Genomic DNA, 22,611 nt, shown 5'->3' on the forward strand with positions numbered 1-22,611 from the left:
AAGGCTATTCCAGGAGATTGTGTGCTGCGCAGTCATGCCGCCGGTTCGCTGCGGCCCGCCGACGCCGGTCAGAAGGTGACGCTGGCCGGGTGGGTGGCCCGTCGCCGCGACCACGGTGGCGTCATCTTCATCGATCTGCGCGACGCATCCGGGGTCTCCCAGGTGGTGTTCCGTGAAGGCGGGGTGCTCGAGGCCGCGCACCGGTTGCGCGCCGAATTCTGCGTCGCCGTCGAAGGTGTCGTCGAGATCCGGCCCGAGGGCAACGAGAACGCCGAGATCCCGACCGGCGGCATCGAGGTGAACGCCACCTCGCTGACGGTGCTCGGCGAGAGCGCCCCGCTGCCGTTCCAGCTGGACGACGAGGCCGGCGAGGAGGCCCGACTCAAGTACCGCTACCTCGACCTGCGGCGCGAGGGCCCGGGTAACGCGCTGCGGCTTCGGTCCAAGGTCAATGCCGCCGCCCGTGAGGTGCTGGCCCGGCACGACTTCGTCGAGATCGAGACCCCGACGATGACGCGCTCCACCCCGGAGGGCGCCCGCGACTTCCTGGTGCCCGCGCGTCTGCAGCCCGGCTCGTTCTACGCGCTGCCGCAGAGCCCGCAGCTGTTCAAACAGCTGCTCATGGTGGCGGGCATGGAGCGGTACTACCAGATCGCCCGCTGCTACCGCGACGAGGACTTCCGCGCCGACCGTCAGCCCGAGTTCACCCAGCTCGACATGGAGATGAGCTTCGTCGACGCCGACGACGTGATCGCGGTCTCCGAGGAGATCCTCACCGCGCTGTGGGCGCTGATCGGCTACGACCTGCCGACGCCGCTGCCGCGGATCACCTACGCCGAGGCGATGCGCCGGTTCGGCTCCGACAAACCCGATCTGCGGTTCGGTCTCGAGCTGGTCGAGTGCAAGGACTTCTTCGCCGACACGACGTTCCGGGTGTTCCAGGCGCCCTACGTGGGTGCCGTGGTGATGCCCGGCGGCGCGTCACAGCCCCGCCGCACGCTCGACGGCTGGCAGGAGTGGGCCAAACAGCGCGGTGCGAAGGGTCTGGCCTACGTGCTGGTCGCCGACGACGGCACGTTGGGCGGTCCGGTGGCCAAGAACCTCACCGACGCTGAACGCTCTGGTCTGGCCGCGCACGTCGGCGCGAACCCCGGGGACTGCATCTTCTTCGCCGCGGGGCCGGCGAAGTCGTCGCGGGCCCTGCTCGGTGCCGCGCGCATCGAGATCGCCAAACGCCTCGACATGATCGATCCGAACGCGTGGGCGCTCACCTGGGTGGTCGACTGGCCGCTGTTCGAGATGGCCGAGGAGGCGACCGCCGCCGGTGACGTCGCGGTCGGCTCCGGTGCCTGGACCGCCGTGCATCACGCGTTCACCGCGCCACAGCCGGGGTCTCAGGACACGTTCGACACCGACCCGGGCAGCGCGCTCGCCGACGCCTACGACATCGTCTGCAACGGCAACGAGATCGGCGGCGGCTCGATCCGTATCCACCGCCGCGACATCCAGGAGCGGGTGTTCGCGATGATGGGCATCGAGCATGACGAAGCCCAGGAGAAGTTCGGATTCCTATTGGACGCGTTCACGTTCGGCGCCCCGCCGCACGGCGGTATCGCGTTCGGTTGGGACCGCATCACCGCGCTGCTGGCCGGGATGGATTCGATCCGCGAGGTGATCGCGTTTCCGAAGTCCGGCGGCGGCGCGGACCCGCTGACCGGTGCGCCCGCGCCGATCACCCCGCAGCAGCGCCGCGAATCCGGGATCGACGCCAAACCCAAGAAGGACCCGGACGCCTAACCCCGGGGCCGCGTCGTCCGCTCGGAGAACAGCGAGGGCGTCTCGATCCGTGCGGCATCGACCTGCGCCGGGCTCACCGTCCTGGTGTGCGCCGACCGTGGCATAGCGACGGCCGGTGACGGCGTGCCCCGGGTCACCGGCTCGCCCCGTAGCGGCGCACCGATGTCGCGGATCTCGCGTCGAGGGTCCCTGGTCCAGTCGATCTGGTTGCCGAATTCATTCCACGAACTGTGTTCGACCTTCGGTGGCTCCAGGGGTCCGGACTGGGCGGACTTGTCGGCGGCGGAGAATCTCCCGACCCACTCATCGGGCTCCGTACGACGGCGCCCGCCGGTCGCAGGTGTCTGCGCGTCCATGGTCTCGGCCGGCGGCTGCGGCGGAGACCCCGGCGACGGAAGCACGCCGGCGGTCTGTTCGAGATACTGCCGCCACGCCTGCAGATAACCGAACAGCTGCTGGGTGTAGTCGGCCGGGGACGGCGGCGCAGGCGCTCCGGCCATCAGCGGCAGGCCGGACGCCATGGTGGTCCACTGTTCGAGGAACTGGCGCCATGCCGTGAGCGTGGCGAGCACCTGCTGATCGATGCCGGTCGGCGGAGTGGTCATCGTGACTCCTTCCCGAGGAGGATGCGGCGCGGGCGCGCCGGTGGGGACGTCCAGCGGATGCGGCAGCGACTGCCGGTAGAGACGGGTGTCGAGGACGCGCAGCAGGCGGGTCTCGGCCGGCTCACGGTTCTCGATGTCGAAGATGTAGCAGTAGTCCCCGGCCGGCGTCGGCATCCGCACCGGGCTCGAGTGCCCCTGATCCAGGAAGCCGTAGGGGAACCGCCAGTGCAGCGACGTGTCGTCCCGGCGGTCGAGGCCGTCGGTCTGCACCCAGAGGTAGTGGTCGAGGATCGCGTTGACGGCGTGGCGGCCCGACTCGCATGCGGCCTCCATCGACGTCATGCGGGTGAACGTCTTGGTCCACGTGCCGGCGAACACCACCGAGTTGTGGTGGACCTGGTATCCGCCGTGACCGGCCTGCCAGACGTCGCGTCGCACGAGGTCGTCTCGCCATTGTTCGTCCGAGGGCCGCGGCACCGGGGACGTACCGTGCGGGTTCCACGGATTGCCGCCCGGGCGGTTCGGCCAGTCCCCGACGATCGGCACGAGATAGGGGGTCTGGTTGCGGACGGGGCGGCCGGTGCCCTGACCTTCGCCGTCGGCCATCACCAGGCCTCGGTCGAGCGCGTACCACGCCGGCCAGGGCAGCACTGTTTCCGGCGTCCGATCCGTGCCCTGGGTCAGCGCCGCCGCGATCTGGCGCCACACCTCCGTGGCGATCTCGTCGGGCGTGCAGTCCCGGGCGGTCTTGCCGCGGCCGTCCTCGTCCATCAGAACCGTTGACGGCGTGTTGAAGTCGCCGATGTCGACCGACAACACCGAGATATGGCCGTCGCGTCCCAGATTCGGCCGCTGCTCCCACAGCCCGTGCTGGTTGATCGACGACAGCGCCCATTCGCTGCCCGAGTAGTACATGTGTCCGCGCAGGAGCTGGAATTCGGTGTCGAAGAAGTACTGGATGCCTGCCAGCGTCTGAAACCGGTCCCACGGCACCCGGCCCATCTGGTCCATCCGGTAGGGGTCGCGCCGGGCGCCGGAGCGGGTGTCGGCGGGTTGCAGCGGCCCGGCCTCCGGTGGCACGGAGGTGGTGAACCCGTCGAGGCCGGCGATGGTCCCTCCGGCGCCTGCCGCTCGCAGTGCCGTCGTGATCTTCTCGGCCGCAGGAGCATCGACGGCGACCACGGTGTAGTCCGGGGTGATCCGCGTTCCGTCGGCCAGCGTGACCTGGACGCGCGGCCGGCGGTGCGGCGGGGTGGCCGGGTGCGCGGGGGCGGGTTCGAGGCGCTCGGCGGACCCGCGGACGAAGCGGACGCCGAGCGCGACGAGGTGGCGGTACCAGTGATCGAGCCACGCTTCGGTGGTCGGCCCGTTGAGCACGCCGTCGGCCTTGTTGTCGCGCCGCTCCATCGTCAGCTGAAGTTGCAGATATGTGGTGAGGTTGGTCTGCGCGTCGCCCCACTGCGGGTCGAATGCGGCCAGCACCCGGGGCATTTCGCGCAGGTAGCGGTCGAACGCGGGGGAGTAGGCGAACCGGGTGGGGCCGTTCGCCCGGTCGCGCCCGACGAAGAAGTCATAAGCCGACATCTGCTGCAGTTCGGTGGCGCGCCGCAGCGGGCTGGTCACCAGGAACCGCAGCAGCCTGCTCACGAACATCGCCACATCGCCTGCGGTGACCCCGACGTCGCCGAGTTGCCGTACGACGCTCGCGAATTCGGCTGGGCTGCGCGGCGCCTCACGCGGGAACACCAGCGACGGCTTGCCCTCCACCGTCATGCCCTGGGTGATCACCCGTCGCACGTTGTCCATGACGGTCCGCGAGGTCGGCAGCCACCGGAACTCCCCGCCCGGACGGTCGAGGCGTTCGAAGATGGGGATGCGCTGGAACAGGTCCCAGATGTGTAGGTAGTAGGCGGGGAAGAAGCGGAAGCCGTGCTCACCGGCGACTGCGCGCCCGGGCGGACGGGGGTTGCCGCGCCGGCCCGGGAAAGGCCGCAGTTCGGCTTCGCTGCCGTCCCGACTGCCCACCGTGGAGTACTGCGAGGCCGCCAAGCCGCCCAGCTTCACCGGCGGGAAGCACTGCGCCGGTTCGTCACCCAGTCCGGCCCGCTCGTCGGCGTGTGGCTCGTACACGGTGACCTCGAAGCCACGCTCGGCCAGCTCGTGTGCCGCGGTGAGACCCGCGATACCCGCGCCCAGGATTGCGACCGTGGGGCGGCGCGCGCACGATGCGGGCGTGGCGATGTGCGCGTTCATGACGCACCCACTCGCAGGGCGGTCAGGAGCCCGGGCTGGGACGGCGCGCGGACTGCGGCGTGGACGTATGCGAGCAGCGTGTCGTGGGCGCGCAGGATGTCGTCGAGTGCGCCCCGCACCTCCACCATCCCCGACTCGACGGCGTCCTCGAGTCCGACCGCGGCGTCGAGCACGGCGAGCACCGCGTCCCGCGAGGCGCTGATCCACGCCTTGGGTGCCGCCGGGGCGCTGTCGCAGACCTCGATGCGCTCGCCACCGCGCAGGCCGAAGTGTTCGCCGTCGACGTCGAGGGCGACCACCAGCGGGCCGAGCGCGTCGAGGACCAGGAGGTAGCTGTCGGGCACCTCCTCGGCGAGGTGGGCGACCGAACGTCGCAGCAACGACGAGACCCTCTCAGCCATGGAGGAACTCGAATACTGCGGTGCCGACGACGTCGAGGTCGCGGCCGCCCACCCTACCCCGGACGTGCGCGGTGCCGCCCGCCTCGCACAGCACCACCGACCGGTCGAGGTGGGCCTCACTCGGCTGGGCCAGGCGGACGTAGGACTGGGCACGGAATTCGGCGTGCACGGTGTCGCCGGCACGTTCGGCGCTGACCCGGATCCGCTCGGGTACCCCGGGTGTCCGGCCGTTGAGCACCAACCGCATCGGCGCGGGCAGCGTGCAGTCCGCCGGGCGGCCGAGCGGCCCGTCGATATGGGTCTGCACGGCGGCGTGCCGGAAGATCGCGGCCGGTTCGTCACGGTGCCACACGTAGAGCGCCTGCGACAGGGTCCGCAACCGTCGCCGGTCGGTCATCTGCAGGAACACCAGCGACCACGGGTCGTCCGCGGTGGTCGGCAGGATGGTGCCCCACGTCCAGCCGAAGTCGTCGCCCCACCGGAACCGGCCCCAGTTGTGGTCGTGGTAGGCCACGGCATCGGCGATCCGGTGCTCCCGGCCCGCGATGCGCAGCCGGCCGTCGGCCCGCAGCCGCGGCACGAACAGCCAGCACATCCGCCCGTCGTCGCCCACCGGCTGATTGTTGACCACGAAAGGTCTACTGCCCGAGGTGCAGTGGATCTGACCGCTGATCTGGTGGGTGGGCAGATCGACGACGATGTCGTACCCATCGGGCCGCACGGTGATCCGGTTGCCGCCGACGGCCAGTTCGGACAGGTCGGCCGATACGGTGACGTCGGTGTGCTCGAACCGCTCGACAGCGCCGGTCCACGTCCGGTGGTGGACGACGACGATCACCCGTGGGATGAGGCCGCGGCCGTCGTGGGTGAGGCTGAGATTGACCAGAATACGGACGTCGGGTGCGTGGACGACGAAGTGCTGCCATTCCTTGAAGTCGACGGGGTCGGCGGCGGACAGCAGTGGCGCGCGGACGAAGTCGCTGCTGGACAGGGCCGCAGTCACCGCAACCACCGCGTGCCGGTCGTCGGCGTCACCGGAGCGCTCGGCGGTGGGGGCGCCAGCCGTTCGATCGCCGCCCCGAGGCTGGCCAGGCCGAGGAGCAGATCGACGACGTCGTCGGCGGGGCCTGCGGTGTGGGTGCGGGGTGCGTGCTCAGCGAGGTCGCGGACGATGTGCCCGATCCCGGCCAGACCGGTGAGATAGGCGATGAAGGCGCTCTGCTCGGCGAGCGCATTGCGGGGGTCCAGGAGCGTCACGCGAACCCCTCCGGCCGCAGCCGTGCCAGCACCGCGTCGTCCACACCGTGCCCGACGATGGCGTCGGCCACCAGTTCGGCCCACGCCGTCGGCGCCGAGTGAGGTGCGGCGGGGCCGTCAAGCACGTTGAGGCTCACCGTCTCCCACACCCGGCGCAGGTTCTCGACGGCCTCGGAGGCGATGAGTCCGTCGCGCAGGCGCGCCCCCTCCGGGGTGTCGGCGTAGCGGCGGCCCTCGGCGACCAGCAGGTCGTGGACGCGACGGGCGGCGGTCGGACTGCCCAGGACGGCACGGCGCGCGCCGACGAGCAGATCGAACACCGCCCGCTCGGTGCCCGAGGATTCATCGGGTGGGGCCGGAAGCAGCCGGGGAGCGTCGCGTTCGATCAGGTCGAGCGTCAGCTCCCGCAGGCGTTCCAGCTCGGCCAGCATCCTGGCCAGCGCCTCGGGTGTCATCGGGTCCGTCCGTGCACGAAGTCGACCAGCGCGTCCAGGGTGTCGCGGTGCCGGCTGGGCGGCAGCCAGTCCAGCTCGCCCAGGACGCCGGCCGCCTCCTCGGCGTGCCGGGCGGCGACATCGCGGGCGTGGGCGATCGAGCCGGCGCGGTGCAGCAGCGCGTACAGCCAGCGGACGTCGTCGAGGGTCTTGGTCTGCCGGGTGCCCAGGCGCGCGGCGATCTCGGCGCGGGCCGCCCGGGACAGGTCGCCGCGGGAGGTGAGCCGGTCGAGCAGGTCGGTGAGCCCGGGATCGCCGTCGCCGCCGGGGCGGTGCCTGGTCAGGATGCACACCGCCCGTTCACGTTCCGTTGGCTCGGCATGGCGCAGGGCGTGCAGCAGGATCAGCGTGCGTTTGCCCTCCCAGAGGTCGCCGCCGATCTCCTTGCCGTAGTCCTCGGGGTCAGCGCGCAGGTTGAGCAGGTCGTCGGTGATCTGGAACGCCGCCCCCAGGTGCCGGCCCAGCGCTTCGAGCGGCTTCAACCGGTCGGGTCCGGCGCCGGCGGCGATGGCCCCGACCTGCAGCGGGGTGATGAACGAGTACCAGCTGGTCTTGAGCTCGACCATCCCCAGGTAGTCCGCGTCGCGCAACTGCCAGGTGTTCGACCGGATCCACTCCAGCTCGAGCGCCTGCCCGTCGACGGTCATCCGCGCCATGCGCGCGACGGCACGCAGGATGCGCAGCGCGGATCCGAGGCCGACCCGCTCGACGTTGTCGAGCAGCGGTTGCAGTGACAGCGAGAGCATGGCGTCGCCGACGTTGATGGCGATCGGGACGCCGTGGTCCATGTGCAGGGTGGGTTTGCCGCGCCTCCACCACGATTCGTCCTCGATGTCGTCGTGGATCAGGAAGGCGTTGTGGTAGAGCTCGAGTGTCGCGGCGCTCGGCAGGACCGCGTCGAGGTGACCACCGAGCCCGAGGCACATCGCGATGGCCAGGGTCGGGCGCAGCGCCTTCCCGCCGCGCAACGGGTAATCCAGGATCAGGTCGTAGAGGGTGTTGCTTCCGCGTCGCTCGGAGCCGTAGAGCCGGGAGATCTCACCGTCGCACGCTTCCTTGCACAGTGCGAGGTAGTCCTCGAGCACCCCGGCGGCGGCCGAAGCGTCCGGCACGGTCGATGTCATCGTCGGTCAGTTCTTTTCGTCGACCACCGCAACGATGCCCGTGGCGTCCTTGACCCTGATCGCGAAGCGGATGCGTACCTCGACTTCGACATGACCGCCGGTGGTTTCGCCGAGCACCGCGACGCCGGGCATGACGCTGATCGCCAGGTCGACCGGTTCTTCGCCGGGCGACGCGTCGGCAGCAGCGTTGTGGGCGATGCGCTGCCGGCGGCCGAGCATGAGCATGACGGCGGCCGCCCGGGATGTGCCACCGCCTGCGTCGACGGCCTTGTCCAACTGCGAGACCCGGTGCAGTGCATTGACATTGGCTGCGGTCAGCAACGACTCGGTGGCCGGGTAACCGCCGACGAAGGCACTGAGGACTTTGAGGCCCTGCGTGTTGGTGAGGAGGCAGGTTGGCGCGCGGAACCCGTTGTCCTCTAAGTGGGCGCGAGCATCGATCAGCGTCGGGATGATGTTCTTCGGCTCCGGGTCGACGCCGGGAAGTTCGACTGCTTTCGAAGCCTTGGTGCGCAACTCGGTGATGATCTTGGTGTCGACTTTGCCTGCGAGCTTGACCGCCGCGGCCATCACCTCGGAGAGTAGCGAGTCGGGGGTGGGCGCGCCGGCCTGGACCAGGGTGAGCTGAAACGGCTCGGCCTCGGGTTTGAGATCGATGAAACTCGGTTTGTTCATGACGTCGTCGCGCACCCTGGTTGCACCGGGGTCGCCGACGTCCCAGTGAGGAATCGTCTGCCAGGCAACGCAGGTCTGCTCAAACGTCTCCATCACGGTCTGATTGGCCAGCGCCATCCGCTCCGCGCTCAGATACATCTTCGTGCCCCCCTCGTGTGTCGATGCATAGTCGGTTACTTGTGGACGAGCGCAAATCCCTGACCGGGTGAGAGCTCGCCGTGCGCCATCGCCTCACAGTGGGTGAGGTGCAGCGAGGCGATGGGGTCATCGGGTAGCAGGCGGCAACACCGCTCGAAAACGGCACGCGCACCCTCGAAGTCGCCCGCGTCGAAGAGCGCGAACGCGTGGTCGAAGGTGGGCTGCGCGGCCCGTTTCGCCTCGCGCAGCGGCGCCGGATCGTCGTCGTAGACCTCGTGGATCGTCACCGGGCGCCGCCGGTTGACCACCATCACCCGCTCCATCCGGCGGATGTCGAACTGGTCGCGGTCGGCCAGCCGGGTGTGCGTGGCGTCCGAGATCAGCAGCGCGGAACCGTAGCGCTTGTTGGTGCTCTCGATGCGCGCCGCCAGATTGACCGCGTCACCGATGATGGTCAGCACCATCCGGTTCACCCCGCCGACCAGGCCGACCCCCACGGTGCCGGTGTTGATGCCGATGCCCACCCGCAGCTCCTCGGACCCCAGCGCCGTGCGCTCGCGGTTGTGGTCCCGCAACGCGCGCAACATCGCCAGCCCGGCCCGCACCGCGTTGTCGGGATCGCCTTCGAAGATGGCGACGATCTCGTCGCCGCGGACGTCTTGGATCATGCCGCCGAAGGAGACGATCGGCACCTCGACGGCCCGCATGAAACCCATGGCGAGGTTTCCGGCCTCGGAGACGGTCATGTCCTCGAGCAGCGTCGTGTAACCGCGGATGTCGGAGATCAGCACGGTCATCACCCGCTCGACGCGGTAGCCGTTGCGCACCCGGCGCAGATCGTCGATGTCGAGGATGCGCAGCAGTTCATTCGGGACGAATCTCGACTGCACATCCATCAGCGACTGCCGGTGCTCGTCGGCGGCCCGCAACCGGGCCTCGAGCTGGAAGTTCCACAGCGGTGCGGCGGCCTGGTCGCACAGGAAGCTGACCGCCTCCTCGTCGCGGACGGTGAACGACCGCTCCGGATCCCGGTGTTCGGCGTAGACCACGCCGATGGTCCTCTCCTGCACCTGGATCGGCACGGCCAGTATCGCCGGAAGGCGGTGACGGAGCCGTCGGGCCGACCCGCGCGCGGGTTCGCCCGCGGTGGTCACCGGGGCGCCGCTGTCCACCACACGACCGACAACAGCCCGGTCGTAGTCGATTTCGTTCCAGGGCCCGTCGATCGTCGTTGTGTCGGCCCCCTCGCGGACCACCCGCACGGTCATGTCCTGCGCCTCACCGGTCAGCAGGACGACCCGGCTCGCGCCGGTGAGGTCGGCCACGGTGGCCACGACGACGGCGCCCAGCCGGTCGGGCGTCCGCGCCCCCGCCAGCGCCCGCATGACGCGATGCGCGTTGCCCGGGTCCACTCCCGTGCCGCCGGCCGACACCAGGTCGCGGCTGAGCAGCCATGGATGCGACCGCGCCAGCCGACCTGCGCGCACCGTCATGCCCTGGCTCAGCCACATCTGATAGGCGGTGCGCAGCATGTGCTCGCCGAGCGTGGACCGGCCGGTGTCGACGTAGAGCGTCGCGGCCTCCTCGTGCGCGAGCGCCCCGATCAGCGGCAGCTGATGTTGCCCGGCCAGCTGCATCGCCTGTTCGAGGTGTCGCTCGGCGCGGTGGTGCCGCCCGCGGCTGCGGTCGCGCACCCCTTCGATCAGCGCGTACGGCGCGGCGTAGTTGGCCGGGGCGGCCGCTGCCCACTTCCGGTGCAGCGCCAGCGAGCGGCGCACGGCCTGAGCGGTCGATAGATCGGCGGGCGCGGCGTGGATCCGGCTCAGCGCGCTCGTCATGTGGATGTACTGCAGGATCGCCGTGCCCGCCATGCCGCCGGCGTGGGTCAGCGCCTCGTCCGCGACGCCGACGGCGCCGGCGTAGTCGCCGCACCAGAAGTGCAGTCCGAGCTTCATCGTGGCGGCCGAACTCAGCGCCACCTCGTCGCCCTCGCGCCGCGCCTCGGGGAGCACCTTGCGCTCGTCGTAGCCGCTTTCACCGGCCAGCAGGAACGGGTCTTCGCTGCGCCCCATGAGGTTCAGGCAGAACTGCTGCATGGCCTGGCAGAGTCCCAGCGGCGCCGGCTGAGAACGGATGTCGGGTACCAGCGTCCGGGCCAGCACGTCGATCTCGGCCAGCGGCCGGCCGACCCAGAACGACTGCGACAGCAGCACGGCCGCGAGGAATCCGGCGTACTCCTGGTCACCCTGATCGAGGGCGTCGGTGACGGCGTCGCGGAGCTGGGCGAGCCCGTCGCGCAGCGGGTGCCGCCAGTGCCGGATGAAGTTGAGGTACATGAACACGGTCTGCGGGCGCGCCTCGACGAATTCGTCGCGTTCGGCCAGCCGCAGACTCACCTCGCCGAACCGCTGACTGCCCGCGAGATCGCCGGTCATCACCAGCAACAGCCCGTAGGCGACCAGCACCAGCGGGGAGCTCGGCGTGTGTCCATGAGCCAGGGTGAGATCGAGTTGCTTGCGGACGATGAGCGGAAACAGGTTGGGCCGCACGATGTACGACATGCTGCGCAGTTCGCTGAGAATGCGCTGCACCTCGATGACCCGGCCGTCCGTGCAGTGCGGCAGGCGCAGCAGACGGTCGGTGGTCCAGCGCCGGGTCGCCAGCTTCATCTGCACCAGCGCATTGGCCATCCGTGGCTTGCCCGCGTCCGACGGCAACGGCTCACCGAGGTCGTCGAGGGCCCGCAGACCGATCTCCAGCGCCTCGCGCAACCGGTTCTGGGCCACCCGCCCCTTCAGCCGCAGGTACGCCAGCCGGGCGCGGTCGGCCGGCTCGTGCAGCACCCGGTCCGCCTCGTCGAGCAGGTCGTGCAACGCCGCCACCTCACCGACCAGCAGGGCGGCGTCGGCGGCCGCCAACTGCAGCTCACGCGCCTGCGTGAAGTGAGCGGTCCACCGGTTCGCACCCAGCAGCGTCAAACCGCCTCGGCAGTACTCGAGGGCCAGCGGAAACGACGCCTGCGCCCGCGCCTTGCGTGCCGCGCGGTGCTGCACCTCGACGAAGCGGACACGTTCCGCGTCGTCCGCGAGGTCGCCGCCGCTGAGCCCGATGTGGCGGGCCGCGTCGAACAACCGCCCGTCGCCGAGGGTGACCAGGCGCCGGGCCATCCGCAGGTGCGTGGCGCGCCGGGCGTCCTCGGCGAGACCCTCGCGCGCGGCCTCCCGGACCCGGTCATGGCTGAACCGGTAGCGCGCGTCGCGGCTGATCGTGTTCGCGATCCGCCGCCCGCCGCTGTCGACCGCGTCGAGCAGCCGGTGCTCGAGGCAGTGCCACAGCGCCTGGGCGACCACCTCGGCCGGCTCTTCGGCCGCCGCGGTCGCATCGTCGAGATCGAACTCCCCGCCGATGCACGTCAGCGAACTCAGCACCGCCCGGTCGACGGGCCGTAATTGGTCGAGATAGTGCCCGAGGAACTCCGCGGTCGTGGCGGTCATCTCGATCGACGACAGCATGCGCAGATCCCAGCGGGGCCGTCCGCCCGCGCCGTCCGCGATGAGCGCGCCCTCTCGTTGTGCGCGGTACAGGAGCTGGCGGACGTGCAGCGGGTTGCCCCCGGTCCGGTGGTGCACTTCGTCCACCACATCGGCCAGCTCGACGCCGCGCCCACCCACCGCGGCGAGCAGTTCCTCCACCTCGGTGCGGCTGAGCGGCCCGAGTTCGATGCGCCGCGGCGACGCCGGGGTGAATCCCGCACGCTCCGAGTCAAATTCGCCTGTCCGGTGCGCACCGAGGAGTACGACCCGGCGAGGCGCCACGGTCAGCAGTTCGGACAGCAGCAGCAGGGAGTCGCGATCCGCCCACTGCAGGTCATCGATCGCCAGCACCACGGGTCGGTAGGACGCGGTGTCCGACACCAGCCTGATGGCCGCGCGGTGCAGCCGCCGGCGGGCGTCGGCGGCGTCCAGGCCTGCCACACCGGGGGAGGTGCCGACGAAGTCGCAGAGTTCGGGCACCAGGTCGTCGAGGACTCCGGTGAGTGTGGACATTCCGGCGATCAGGTCCGTGCGCCAGCTGTCCCGCTCGGCCGCACCGGTCGACTCCATGATGCGCACGATCGAGGCGAGCGCATCGCCGATGGCTGCGTACGGCGCGGCGTCGCCGTCGCGGCACCGGCCGTAGGCGAAGACGCAGTCGTGGCTGCGCAGTTCAGCGCCGAACGTCTGCATCAGCGTCGACTTGCCCACTCCGGCAGGGCCGCTGAGCAGGATGCACGCTGCCGTGTCGCGTTCGGCCGCGTCCACGGCGGCGCGTAGCTCGGCCAGCTCCCGCCGGCGGCCGACGACCCGGCCGTCGACATCGAGAACCGAATTCGTCACGGTGCACACCGTTCCCCTACGGACACATCCACCGGACATGCTATTGACCGGACCGTCACAGCGCAGAGTGGTCAGCGACATTCGATGTCATCTACGTGCGGTGTCAACAAGTGCCGCTCATCCGTGGCAAACCCAGCGAACGCCGAAGAGCCGGCGCGGTGGGATGGACGCCGCGCGCGCCGTGTCATTACAGTCGGATCCGATATGGACAAGGACAGACTCGTCGCCGACACCGGCGCACTCGAGGACTTCAACGCACGCATCGTCGAGGAGTTCCGCGCGAACGGCGGGCAGGTCGGCGGCCCGTTCGCCGGCGCCACCCTGCTGTTGCTGCACACCGTCGGGGCCAGATCCGGGCAGCCCCGCATCTCGCCGCTCGCCTGTCTGACCATCGACGGCCGGATGCTGATCGTCGGGTCCTACGCGGGCGCGCCGAAGTCCCCGGCGTGGGTGCACAATCTGCGCGCCAACCCCCGGGCGCACATCGAGATCGGCACCGAGGCCTACGACGTCACCGCGCGTGAACTGCCGTCCGCGGAGCGCGACGCGCTGTACCCGAAGATCGTCGAGTTCGCGCCGGTGTTCGCCGACTACCAGGCCAAGACCACCCGCATCATCCCGCTGTTCGAACTCACCCGGGAATAGATCCGGCCTCGATCCGGTCGACAAGATCGTGACTGAGATCGATACAGCCAAGATGGCCACGGACCGCAGCGTGCTCGACGACGTCAACCGCAAGGTGGTCGAGGAGTTCCGCGCCAACGGCGGCAAGGTCGGTGGTCCGTTCGCCGGGTCCGATCTGATCCTGCTGACCACGGTCGGGGCCAAGTCCGGACAACCACGGATATCGCCGCTGGTGTACTTCGACATCGACGGCCGGATCCTGATCGCCGGCTCGTTCGGCGGCGCCCCGACGGCACCCTCGTGGGTGCACAACCTGCGCGCCCAGCCCAGGGTGCGGGTCGAGATCGGGACCGACGCCTACGAGGCCGACGCCCGCGAACTGCCCCGCGACGAACGCGACGCGCTGTACCCCCGCGTCGTCGAGAAGGCCCCGCAGTTCGGCGAGTACCAGGCCAAGACGACGCGGGTCATCCCGCTCTTCGAACTCGTCAGGGCGTGATGTCGGTGTCGTTGGTCGCGATAGCCGCGACCCCCGCCACCGAAATCGCTCACAACCGTTCGATGATCGTGGCGTTGGCCATGCCGCCGGCCTCGCACATCGTCTGCAGGCCGTAGCGGCCGCCGCGCTGTTCGAGCGCGTTGACCAGTGTGGTCATGATCCGCACGCCGCTGGCCCCCAGCGGATGGCCGATCGCGATGGCGCCGCCGTTGACGTTGGTCTTGGTCAGCACAGGCGCCGGTGATCCCCCGGAAACATCCTCAGCCCAGGCGAGCACCACCGGCGCGAACGCCTCGTTGACCTCGAACAGGTCGATGTCGGCCAACGTGAGCCCGGCGCGGGTGAGCACCTTCTCGGTCGCGGGGATCACCCCGGTCAGCATGTACAGCGGATCAGAGCCGACCGCGGTGGCGGTGTGGATGCGTGCCAGCGGACGCAGCCCCATCCGGCGGGCCACTTCGGTGGTGGTGATCAGCACCGCCGCGCTGCCGTCCGACAGCGGTGAGGAGTTGCCCGCGGTGATCTCCCACGTGATCTGCGGGAAGCGCTGCTCGTAGGCCGGGTGGTAGAAGGCCGGCTTGAGGCCCGCCAGCGTCTCGACGGTGGTGCCCGGGCGGACGATCTCGTCGGTGCTCAGCCCGGCGATCGGGGCCAGTTCGTTGTCGAACCGGCCCTCCTTGGTCGCGGCGGCCGCCTTCTCGTGGCTGCCCGCGGAGAACTCGTCGAGTTCGGCGCGCGAGAAGCCCCACTCGGCGGCGATCAGCTCGGCCGAGATGCCCTGCGGCACCAGCCCTTCTGGATAGCGTTCGGCGAAGCGCGCACCGAACGGGTTACTGCCGGGCAGCACCGAGGACCCCATCGGCACCCGGCCCATGGATTCGACCCCGGCGGCGATGACGATGTCGTAGGCCCCGGAGACCACGCCCTGGGCGGCGAAGCTGATCGCCTGCTGGCTGCTGCCGCACTGACGGTCGACGGTGGTCCCGGGCACCGACTCCGGGAAGCCCGCCCCGAGCAGCGCGTTGCGGGCGATGTTCACGGACTGATCGCCCACCTGGGTGACTGCGCCGGCGATGACGTCGTCGATCAGCGCCGGGTCGACGCCGGTGCGGGCGACGAGTTCGGTGAGGCTGTGGGCGAGCAGGTCGGCCGGCAGCACGTCGTGCAACCCGCCGGTGACCTTGCCCTTGCCGATGGGCGTTCGTACCGCCCCGACGATGACGGCGTCGCGTCCTGCGAATCCGGTCATGACTGCCTCCTGGGTCCCGCTTCTGAGTAGGGTTTGGTTTACCCAGATGTGTACCATCTGGGTATAGTGATAACAACCCAGCAAGGGAGAAGATTTCCGTGGCCGTCCTGCAGGGCCCTCTCGCCGACCGCGACGCGTGGACGGCGGTGGGGCAGTGCCCGATCGAGAAGACGATGACGCTGCTGGGCACCAAGACGTCGATGCTGCTGATGCGGGAGGCCTTCTACGGCACCACCCGCTTCGAGGACTTCTGGCGGCGGGTCGGGGTGACCAAGGCCGCCGCATCGGCCCGCCTGACCGAACTGGTCGACGCCGGCCTGCTGGAGCGGCGCCCCTACCAGGAACCCGGTCAGCGCCGCCGCGACGAATACGTCCTCACCGACGCCGGCCGGGACTTCATGCCGGTGGTGTGGGCGATGTTCGAGTGGGGCCGCCGACACGTCGACGACAGCCGGCTGCGCCTGACGCACCTGGGCTGCGGCGCGGAGGCCACGGTCGAGATCCGTTGCGCCGCAGGGCACGAGGTGCCCGCCGACGAGCTCGGTATGCGACTGGTCAGCCGCGGTCGGCCAGATACGCCCTAGCTGTAGCCGCCGGGGCGCCTGCACCAGCCACGACTCGGTGATCACCTCGGCCAACTGTGCGGCGTCGATTGCCGCGAGCCGGATCAGCACCGCCGGGTACCCGTCGAAATGCGGGGTCGTGAAGTAGACCTGCGGATCGTCGGCGATCAGCGCGAACTTCACCCCCTCGTCGGCCACCCGCACGCCGAGGATGTCGCCCTGCGGCGCATCGGCGCCCAGCGCCGCGAGGTCGGCCCTACGCAGCGGACGCTCCCAGGCGACCAGTTTGGTGCGCACCCGCCAGTTGCGCGGCGCCGTCTGTGCCGTCTCGGGCAGTCGCCCGACAATGCCGTCCACATCAGCCCAGGTGGCCACGGCGCTGACGTTACTCCGGCACGCGCACCGTGGTGTCGTGCAACCGCGCAACGCGTGTGGTGGGATCAGCGGATGGGCATCGAGCCGGCGCCCGGGTACACCGACGTCGAAGGCGTGCTCGCCGACTACCGCGCCGCACGCGCGCAGCAGGCGCTGTTCGACATCCGCGGCGCGGCCCGGACCGGCTACGACGAATTCGTCGACGCCGCAGGCGACATCCGGCCCGCCTGGCGGGAGCTGGCGCAGTGCGTGGCCGAGCGGGGCAGGGGCGGCCTCCACCGGCTCGGTGAGGTGGTGCGGGACCGCGTCGATCAGGACGGCATCACCTACCGGCACGGCGACGACGGCGCCCCGGGCGGGTGGCGCCTCGACGGGCTGCCCCTACTGGTCCCGGCCGCCGACTGGGACGTGCTCGAAGCGGGGCTGGTGCAGCGGTCGCGGCTGCTGGACGCGGTGCTCACCGACCTCTACGGTCCCCAGCGGTGCCTCACCTCCGGTGTGTTGCCGCCCCAGCTCGTCTTCTCCCACCCCGGGTATGTGCGGGCCGCCCGCGGCATCCAGGTGCCCGGTCGGCGGCAGCTGTTCCTGCACGGATGCGATGTCAGCCGCGGGGCCGACGGCGCCTTCCGCGTCAACGCCGACTGGACCCAGGCGCCGTCGGGCGCGGGCTACGCGCTGGCCGACCGCCGCGTGGTGGCGCACGCCGTGCCCGAGCTCTACGAGCGGATCGGCCCGCGCCCGGTGTCCCCGTGGGCGCAGGCGTTGCGGCTCGCGCTGATCGACGCCGCCCCGGACGCCGCCGAAGAGCCCGTGGTCGTCGTGCTCAGCCCCGGCAGCCAGTCCGAAACCGCCTTCGACCAGGCGTATCTCGCGAGTGTGCTGGGCTTCCCGCTGGTCGAGAGCCCCGACCTGGTGGTCCGCGACGGCGCGCTGTGGATGCGCTCCCTGGGCCGACTGCAACGCGTCGACGTCGTGCTGCGCCGGGTGGACGCCGAGTTCGCCGACCCGCTGGACCTGCGGGCCGACTCGCGTCTCGGCGTGGCCGGACTGGTCGAGGTCCTGCGCCGAGGCGCGGTCACGGTCGTCAACACCCTCGGCAGCGGGGTCCTCGAAAGCCCCGCACTGCTGCGCTTCCTGCCCGAACTCGCGGCCGCACTCCTCGACGAGACCCCACTGCTCGACAGCGTGCCGGCCTACTGGGGCGGCCTCGATCTCGAACGCGCGCATCTGTTGGGCCGCCTGGGGTCGCTGGTGATCTCCTCGGTGACCGGCTCGGAGACGATCGTGGGTCCGGCGCTCTCGGCCCGCCAGCGCGAGGTGCTGGCCGCCCGCATCGAAGCCGACCCCTGGCGGTGGGTCGGGCGGGAGCTGCCGCAGTTCTCGTCGACGCCGACCGTGCACCTCCGCGGGGTGTCGGCGGCCGGTGTCGGGATGCGCCTGTTCACCGTCGCCGGCCGCGGCGGGTACACCCCGATGATCGGCGGACTGGGGTACCTGCTGGCGTCCGGCACCGCGGCGTTCACGCTCGACACGGTCGCCGCCAAGGACGTGTGGGTCCGCACCTCGGCACGCGTCACACCCGGACGCCCCGCGCCGGCCGTCGGGCCGGCCCGGACGCCGCGACTCACCGCCCGGCGCAGCCGCGAAGTCAGCTCACCGCGCGTGCTCTCGGACTTGTACTGGCTGGGCCGCTACGCCGAGCGCGCCGAGTACACCGCCCGGTTGCTCACCGTCACCCGCGAGCGATTCCACGAGTACCGCTACCGGCAGGACACCGATGCCAGTGCGTGTGTCCCGGTGCTGTTGGCCGCACTCGGCGAGATCACCGGGACCGACACCGGCGCATCGGGCGACCACGCCGAGATGATCGCGACCGCGCCGACCACCCTGTGGGCCGTGACCGCCGACCGCCACCGCGCAGGGTCGCTGGCCCAGTCGGTCGAGCGACTCGGGTTGGCGGCGCGTTCGGTACGCGACCAGATGTCCAACGACACCTGGATGGTGCTGGCGGCCGTCGAACGCGCGGTCCTGCGGTCGTCCGCCACACCGCCGGATTCGCACGCCGAGGGCGACGCCTACCTGGCCTCGGCGCTGAGCGCCACGCTGGCCGGCATGCTGGCGCTGTCCGGGGTGTCCGCCGAGTCGATGATCCGCGACACCGGATGGACGATGCGCGACATCGGCAAGCGCCTGGAACGGGGACTCGGGCTGACCTCCCTGCTGCGCGCCGCACTGGCCGAGGCGCGGACCCCCGACGCCGAGCAGGCGGTCACCGAATCAGCGCTTCTGGCATGCGAATCGGCGATCATCTACCGGCGCCGCACGCTGGGCGCCGTCAGCGTCGCAGCCGTCGCCGACCTGGTGCTGTTCGACGCGGACAATCCACGCTCGCTGCACTTCCAATTCGACCGGTTGCGGTCGGCGTTGCGGACGCTGCCGCACGCGTCGGGGTCGTCACGACCCGAACGGCTGGTCGACGACCTGATCACCCGGTTGCGCCGGGTGGACCCCGACGACCTCGAGACGGTGACCGCGGACGGCCGGCGGGCCGAGCTGGTCGAACTCCTCGACAGCGTGCACTGCGATCTGCGGACGTTGTCGAAAGTCATCACCGCAACGCATCTCTCGCTCCCCGGCGGCATACAGCCGCTGTGGGGGCCCGCGGCCCGGCTGGTGGTGCCGTGACCGCCGGCCCGCTACCCGATCCCGGCACCCGCACCTACCGGGTCACTCACCGCACGGTCTACCGCTATTCCGACGTGGTGACCAGCTCCTACGGTCGTGGATTCCTCACCCCGCGCGACTCGGCGCGCCAGCGCCGACGCAGCCACGACCTGCAGGTCGACCCGCGCCCGGCCGACGAGTCCACCAGCCGCGACGGCTACGGCAATCTCAGCTCGTACTTCCACGTGACCGAGCCGCACCGCGAACTGAACGTGCTGAGCCGGTCGGTGGTCGAAGTGGACCCGCCGGGCCCCGGTACGTACGACAGTGGATCGGCCGGTGCGCCATGGGAACTCGCCCGGCCTATCGGTGCCGACGGCGCGCTGGCATGCGAGTTCACCCTCGACCTGGCGCCGCCGGAGATCACCGACGCCGTGCGCGAGTACGCCGCGCCGAGTTTCCCGGCCGGCCGCCCGCTGATCGACGTGCTCGGCGACCTCACCTCACGCATCCATCGCGACTTCGCCTACCGGTCCGGTTCGACCACCGTGTCGACGAAGGTCAGCGAGGTTTTGGCGGCGCGCGAGGGGGTATGTCAGGACTTCGCCCGGCTGGCGGTCGCCTGCCTGCGCGCTCACGGTCTGGCCGCCTGTTACGTCTCGGGTTACCTGGCGACGGACCCACCTCCCGGAAAGGAACGCATGGTGGGCATCGATGCGACGCACGCCTGGGCGTCGGTGTGGACCCCCCAGGGCCGGTGGCTGGGGCTGGATCCCACCAACGATCAGATGGAGGACGAGCGCTACATCGTGGTCGGCATCGGCCGCGACTACGCCGACGTGCCTCCGCTGCGCGGGATCATCTACACCGACTCCGACAGCAGCGCGATCCAGGTGTCGGTCGACGTGGCGCCGTGGCCGAACGGGATGGTCGATGCGTGATTTCAACTGCCCCAACTGTGGGCAGCGGCTGGCCTTCGAGAACTCGCTGTGCCTGAACTGCGGGAGCGCGCTCGGGTTCTCACTCGACGACATGGCCCTGCTGGTGATCGCGCCGCCCGCCGACAGCGACCATGCCGGTGCGGTGTCCGAGCGGCAGTACCGGCTGTGCGCGAACATGCATCTGGCCGAATGCAATTGGCTGGTGGAGAAGGGGCCCGTCGCGCAGTTGTGCGCGTCCTGCGCGCTGACCCGGACCCGGCCGCAGGACACCGACACCACGGCGCTGGCGGCGTTCGCCGTCGCCGAACGCGCGAAGCGACGGCTGATCGCCGAATTGCACGAACTCAAACTGCCGATCGTCGGCCGTGACGAGGACCCCGACTACGGCCTGGCCTTCGATCTGCTGTCCAGCGAGGCGGAGAAGGTGTTCACCGGCCACGCGAACGGGATCATCACCCTCGACCTCGCCGAAGGCGACGACGTGCACCGGGAGCGGTTGCGCGTCGCGATGGACGAGCCGTACCGGACCCTGCTCGGGCATTTCCGTCACGAGATCGGGCATTACTACTTCTACCGGCTGATCGGGCCGTCACCGGCGTACCTCGCACGGTTCACCGAACTGTTCGGCGACCCCGACACCGACTATCAGGCCGCACTCGACCGCCATTACAGCCAGGGCGCACCCGACGGGTGGGAGGCCGACCACGTGTCCTCCTACGCCACCATGCATCCGGCCGAGGACTGGGCCGAGACGTTCGCGCACTATCTGCACATCCGGGACACGCTCGACACCGCCGCCGCGTTCGGTTTCGCCCCGGCGGGCGCCACGTTCGAGCGACGTGTGCTGGGACGCAGTGGCTTCGACACCATCATCGAGATGTGGCTGCCGCTGTCGTGGGCGCTGAACATGGTGAACCGGTCGATGGGCCGAGACGACCTCTACCCGTTCGTGCTGCCGCCACCGGTGCTGGAGAAAATGCGCTTCCTCCACACCGTGATCGACGAGATCACCTCGGACCCGGCCAAACTGGCCAGCGTCAGCACCACCCACCAGCAGCAGCAGAGCTAGCGCGCAAGCGGCACGCGGTCCAACAGGCTCAACGCGGTATCGGTCATCGTGTCGGCCACCGGCCGCGGCCGCCACCCGAGCACGTCGGTCGACTTCCCGATCGAGAGGCGCTTGGGTTCGCCGAGCAGCTCGGCGAAGGTCTCCAGCGACGGTGACATCCGGGCCGCCCTGCGCACCAGCCAGTCCGGTGCGGTCCATCGCGGCACACGGTGGCCCCGGTCGCCGAGCCGGCTCCGCAGGATCGCGGCGATCTCCGGCAGGGTGACGGGTTGCCCCGCCGAGGCCAGGAAGCGCTCGCCGGCCGCGGCCGCGGAGGTCATGGCCCGGACGTGCAGATCGGCGACGTCACGGACGTCGACCACTGCGAACGACGCCCGGGGCAGCACCGGCGGTTTGCCGTCGAGCAACGCCTGGATCAAGCCGACCGAACTCGCCACCTCGGTGCCCAGCACGGGGCCGAAGATGCCCACCGGGTTCACGACGGTCAGTTCGAGATCCGCGGTGGCGACGAAGTCCCACGCCGCACGTTCGGCGAGGGTCTTCGATTTCACGTACGGCGACTGCCGTGCCGCGGTGTCGGTCCAGTCGGTTTCGTCATACGGCGCGCCGCCGGCTTTGGGGCTGTAGCCGATCGCGGCGAACGACGACGTCATCACCACGCGAGGGACGCCTGCGGCAGCCGCGGCGCGCAGCACCCGCAGCGTCCCCTCGCGCGCCGGGACGATGACGTCGTCCTCGTTGCGGGGCTGGCGCGCCGGAAACGGTGAGGCGACGTGCAGGACATGGCCGACCCCGTCGAGGGCGGCGGGCCAGCCGCCGTCGGCGGTGAGATCCGCCGTGACGGTGGTGAGTGCGGCGGTGTCGGCGCCGGCCCGGGTCAGGGTGGTGTGGACGTCGTCGGCCCGGCGGGGCGTACGCACCGTGGTGCGGACGGGATACCCGTCCTGGAGGAGGCGGGCGAGCACGTGGCCGGCCAGGAAGCCGGAACCGCCGGTGACCAGGACGGTGCTGCGCTCACTCATGGACGGTCCCTCGCTCGTCGGCCAGCAGCGCGTCGGCGAGTTCGGTGAGCACCGGCACCAGGCGTTGCTCGGCGGCGGCGTCGTCGCGTTCGCGGGCCGCCCAGAGTTCGGCCTTCGCCTCGACGTAGCGTGCGCGGACCTGCAGCCGTTCGACTTCGCGTCGCAGCCGGCCGGCCTGCCCGGCGAACAGGCGGTGCTGGTCGGCCGCGGCGGCCGCACCACGGCGCATGTTGGCGACGTAGGCGCGCATGTCGGTGACGGACATCCCACTGCCGCGCAGACACGCGAGCGCCTCGACGGCAGCCACCAGATCGGGGGGATAGCGGCGGTGACCGCTGCTATCATCGCGGGGCACCGGGTCGATCAGGCCGATGCGTTCGTAGTAGCGCAGTGCCGATTCGGCCAGCCCCGTGCGGCGGGCGACCTGCTGGATGGTCAGGTCGACTCGCGATTCGGTGAGATCGGTGCTCATGACCCCACTATCG

18 protein-coding genes and 1 pseudogene are annotated in these 22,611 nt (G+C 70.5%); 7 read left to right on the forward strand and 12 right to left on the reverse strand.

All coding sequences use genetic code 11. The features are described 5' to 3' along the window. Positions 1-21 precede the first annotated feature (21 nt). A complete protein-coding gene (gene aspS, locus E4P42_RS10130) occupies positions 22-1,797 on the forward strand; it encodes an aspartate--tRNA ligase (RefSeq protein ID WP_135125750.1) in 1,776 nt (591 codons plus the stop codon). On the opposite strand, the gene E4P42_RS10135 is transcribed toward aspS, so the two are convergent. From E4P42_RS10135 to E4P42_RS10170, 8 genes are read right to left on the reverse strand one after another with little or no spacing between them, the layout of a single operon-like run. Further along, the gene (locus E4P42_RS10135) at positions 1,794-4,655 is read right to left on the reverse strand and encodes an FAD-dependent oxidoreductase (RefSeq protein WP_135125752.1); all 2,862 of its coding nucleotides are present in this window, start codon (positions 4,653-4,655) and stop codon (positions 1,794-1,796) included. The genes aspS and E4P42_RS10135 overlap by 4 nt on opposite strands. Beyond that, a complete protein-coding gene (locus tag E4P42_RS10140) occupies positions 4,652-5,056 on the reverse strand; it encodes an SCP-2 sterol transfer family protein (protein WP_135125754.1) in 405 nt (134 codons plus the stop codon). Before E4P42_RS10140 ends, E4P42_RS10135 begins: the two co-directional genes overlap by 4 nt. Continuing rightward, positions 5,049-6,059: a hypothetical protein gene (locus E4P42_RS10145; protein WP_135125756.1), complete on the reverse strand. Its 1,011-nt coding sequence runs from the start codon at positions 6,057-6,059 to the stop codon at positions 5,049-5,051. The genes E4P42_RS10140 and E4P42_RS10145 overlap by 8 nt, the downstream gene beginning before the upstream one ends. Next, entirely contained in the window at positions 6,056-6,313 is a 258-nt protein-coding gene (locus E4P42_RS10150; protein WP_135125758.1) for a hypothetical protein, read from the reverse strand. The genes E4P42_RS10145 and E4P42_RS10150 overlap by 4 nt, the downstream gene beginning before the upstream one ends. Further along, positions 6,310-6,768, reverse strand: coding sequence for a hypothetical protein (locus tag E4P42_RS10155; protein ID WP_135125760.1), 459 nt, complete (start codon positions 6,766-6,768; stop codon positions 6,310-6,312). The genes E4P42_RS10150 and E4P42_RS10155 overlap by 4 nt, the downstream gene beginning before the upstream one ends. Beyond that, positions 6,765-7,931: a polyprenyl synthetase family protein gene (locus tag E4P42_RS10160; RefSeq protein WP_135125762.1), complete on the reverse strand. Its 1,167-nt coding sequence runs from the start codon at positions 7,929-7,931 to the stop codon at positions 6,765-6,767. The genes E4P42_RS10155 and E4P42_RS10160 overlap by 4 nt, the downstream gene beginning before the upstream one ends. 6 nt (positions 7,932-7,937) lie before the next feature. Further along, positions 7,938-8,744, reverse strand: a complete 807-nt coding sequence (locus tag E4P42_RS10165) for a hypothetical protein (RefSeq protein ID WP_135125764.1) — start codon at positions 8,742-8,744, stop codon at positions 7,938-7,940. Between the two features lie 35 nt (positions 8,745-8,779). After that, the gene (locus E4P42_RS10170) at positions 8,780-13,159 is read right to left on the reverse strand and encodes an AAA family ATPase (protein ID WP_209305742.1); all 4,380 of its coding nucleotides are present in this window, start codon (positions 13,157-13,159) and stop codon (positions 8,780-8,782) included. A gap of 165 nt (positions 13,160-13,324) precedes the next feature. On the opposite strand from E4P42_RS10170, the gene E4P42_RS10175 reads away from it, so the two are divergent. Next, positions 13,325-13,765 carry a nitroreductase family deazaflavin-dependent oxidoreductase gene (locus E4P42_RS10175; protein WP_135125768.1) on the forward strand — a complete coding sequence of 147 codons (441 nt, stop codon included), beginning with the start codon at positions 13,325-13,327 and terminating at the stop codon, positions 13,763-13,765. 52 nt (positions 13,766-13,817) lie between these two features. Further along, the gene (locus E4P42_RS10180) at positions 13,818-14,243 is read left to right on the forward strand and encodes a nitroreductase family deazaflavin-dependent oxidoreductase (protein WP_135126002.1); all 426 of its coding nucleotides are present in this window, start codon (positions 13,818-13,820) and stop codon (positions 14,241-14,243) included. A 49-nt stretch (positions 14,244-14,292) separates the two neighbouring features. Here E4P42_RS10180 and E4P42_RS10185 read toward each other — a convergent pair whose 3' ends face one another. Further along, entirely contained in the window at positions 14,293-15,492 is a 1,200-nt protein-coding gene (locus E4P42_RS10185) for an acetyl-CoA C-acyltransferase (protein WP_135125770.1), read from the reverse strand. A 98-nt stretch (positions 15,493-15,590) separates the two neighbouring features. Between E4P42_RS10185 and E4P42_RS10190 the strand changes: the two genes are divergently transcribed. Then, positions 15,591-16,076: a helix-turn-helix domain-containing protein gene (locus tag E4P42_RS10190; protein WP_135125772.1), complete on the forward strand. Its 486-nt coding sequence runs from the start codon at positions 15,591-15,593 to the stop codon at positions 16,074-16,076. Here E4P42_RS10190 and E4P42_RS27390 read toward each other — a convergent pair. Beyond that, positions 16,048-16,430: pseudogene (locus E4P42_RS27390) on the reverse strand (MmcQ/YjbR family DNA-binding protein). The gene E4P42_RS10190 and the pseudogene E4P42_RS27390 sit on opposite strands and share 29 nt — an antisense overlap. Before the next feature lie 72 nt (positions 16,431-16,502). On the opposite strand from E4P42_RS27390, the gene E4P42_RS10200 reads away from it, so the two are divergent. Genes E4P42_RS10200 through E4P42_RS10210 form a run of 3 tightly spaced genes read left to right on the forward strand, consistent with a single transcriptional unit; the run spans position 16,503 to position 21,104 of the window. After that, positions 16,503-19,115, forward strand: coding sequence for a circularly permuted type 2 ATP-grasp protein (locus E4P42_RS10200; RefSeq protein ID WP_135125775.1), 2,613 nt, complete (start codon positions 16,503-16,505; stop codon positions 19,113-19,115). Continuing rightward, positions 19,112-20,035: a transglutaminase family protein gene (locus E4P42_RS10205; RefSeq protein ID WP_135125777.1), complete on the forward strand. Its 924-nt coding sequence runs from the start codon at positions 19,112-19,114 to the stop codon at positions 20,033-20,035. Before E4P42_RS10200 ends, E4P42_RS10205 begins: the two co-directional genes overlap by 4 nt. Further along, positions 20,028-21,104, forward strand: a complete 1,077-nt coding sequence (locus E4P42_RS10210; protein ID WP_135125779.1) for a putative zinc-binding metallopeptidase — start codon at positions 20,028-20,030, stop codon at positions 21,102-21,104. The genes E4P42_RS10205 and E4P42_RS10210 overlap by 8 nt, the downstream gene beginning before the upstream one ends. On the opposite strand, the gene E4P42_RS10215 is transcribed toward E4P42_RS10210, so the two are convergent. Both E4P42_RS10215 and E4P42_RS10220 read right to left on the reverse strand, forming a co-directional pair. Continuing rightward, positions 21,101-22,126: an NAD-dependent epimerase/dehydratase family protein gene (locus tag E4P42_RS10215; protein WP_135125781.1), complete on the reverse strand. Its 1,026-nt coding sequence runs from the start codon at positions 22,124-22,126 to the stop codon at positions 21,101-21,103. The genes E4P42_RS10210 and E4P42_RS10215 overlap by 4 nt on opposite strands. Beyond that, positions 22,119-22,598 carry a MerR family transcriptional regulator gene (locus tag E4P42_RS10220; RefSeq protein ID WP_135125783.1) on the reverse strand — a complete coding sequence of 160 codons (480 nt, stop codon included), beginning with the start codon at positions 22,596-22,598 and terminating at the stop codon, positions 22,119-22,121. Before E4P42_RS10220 ends, E4P42_RS10215 begins: the two co-directional genes overlap by 8 nt. Positions 22,599-22,611: the final 13 nt, after the last annotated feature.

The organism is Mycobacterium sp. PS03-16 (genome assembly GCF_004570325.1).
Classification (GTDB): Bacteria; Actinomycetota; Actinomycetes; order Mycobacteriales; family Mycobacteriaceae; genus Mycobacterium.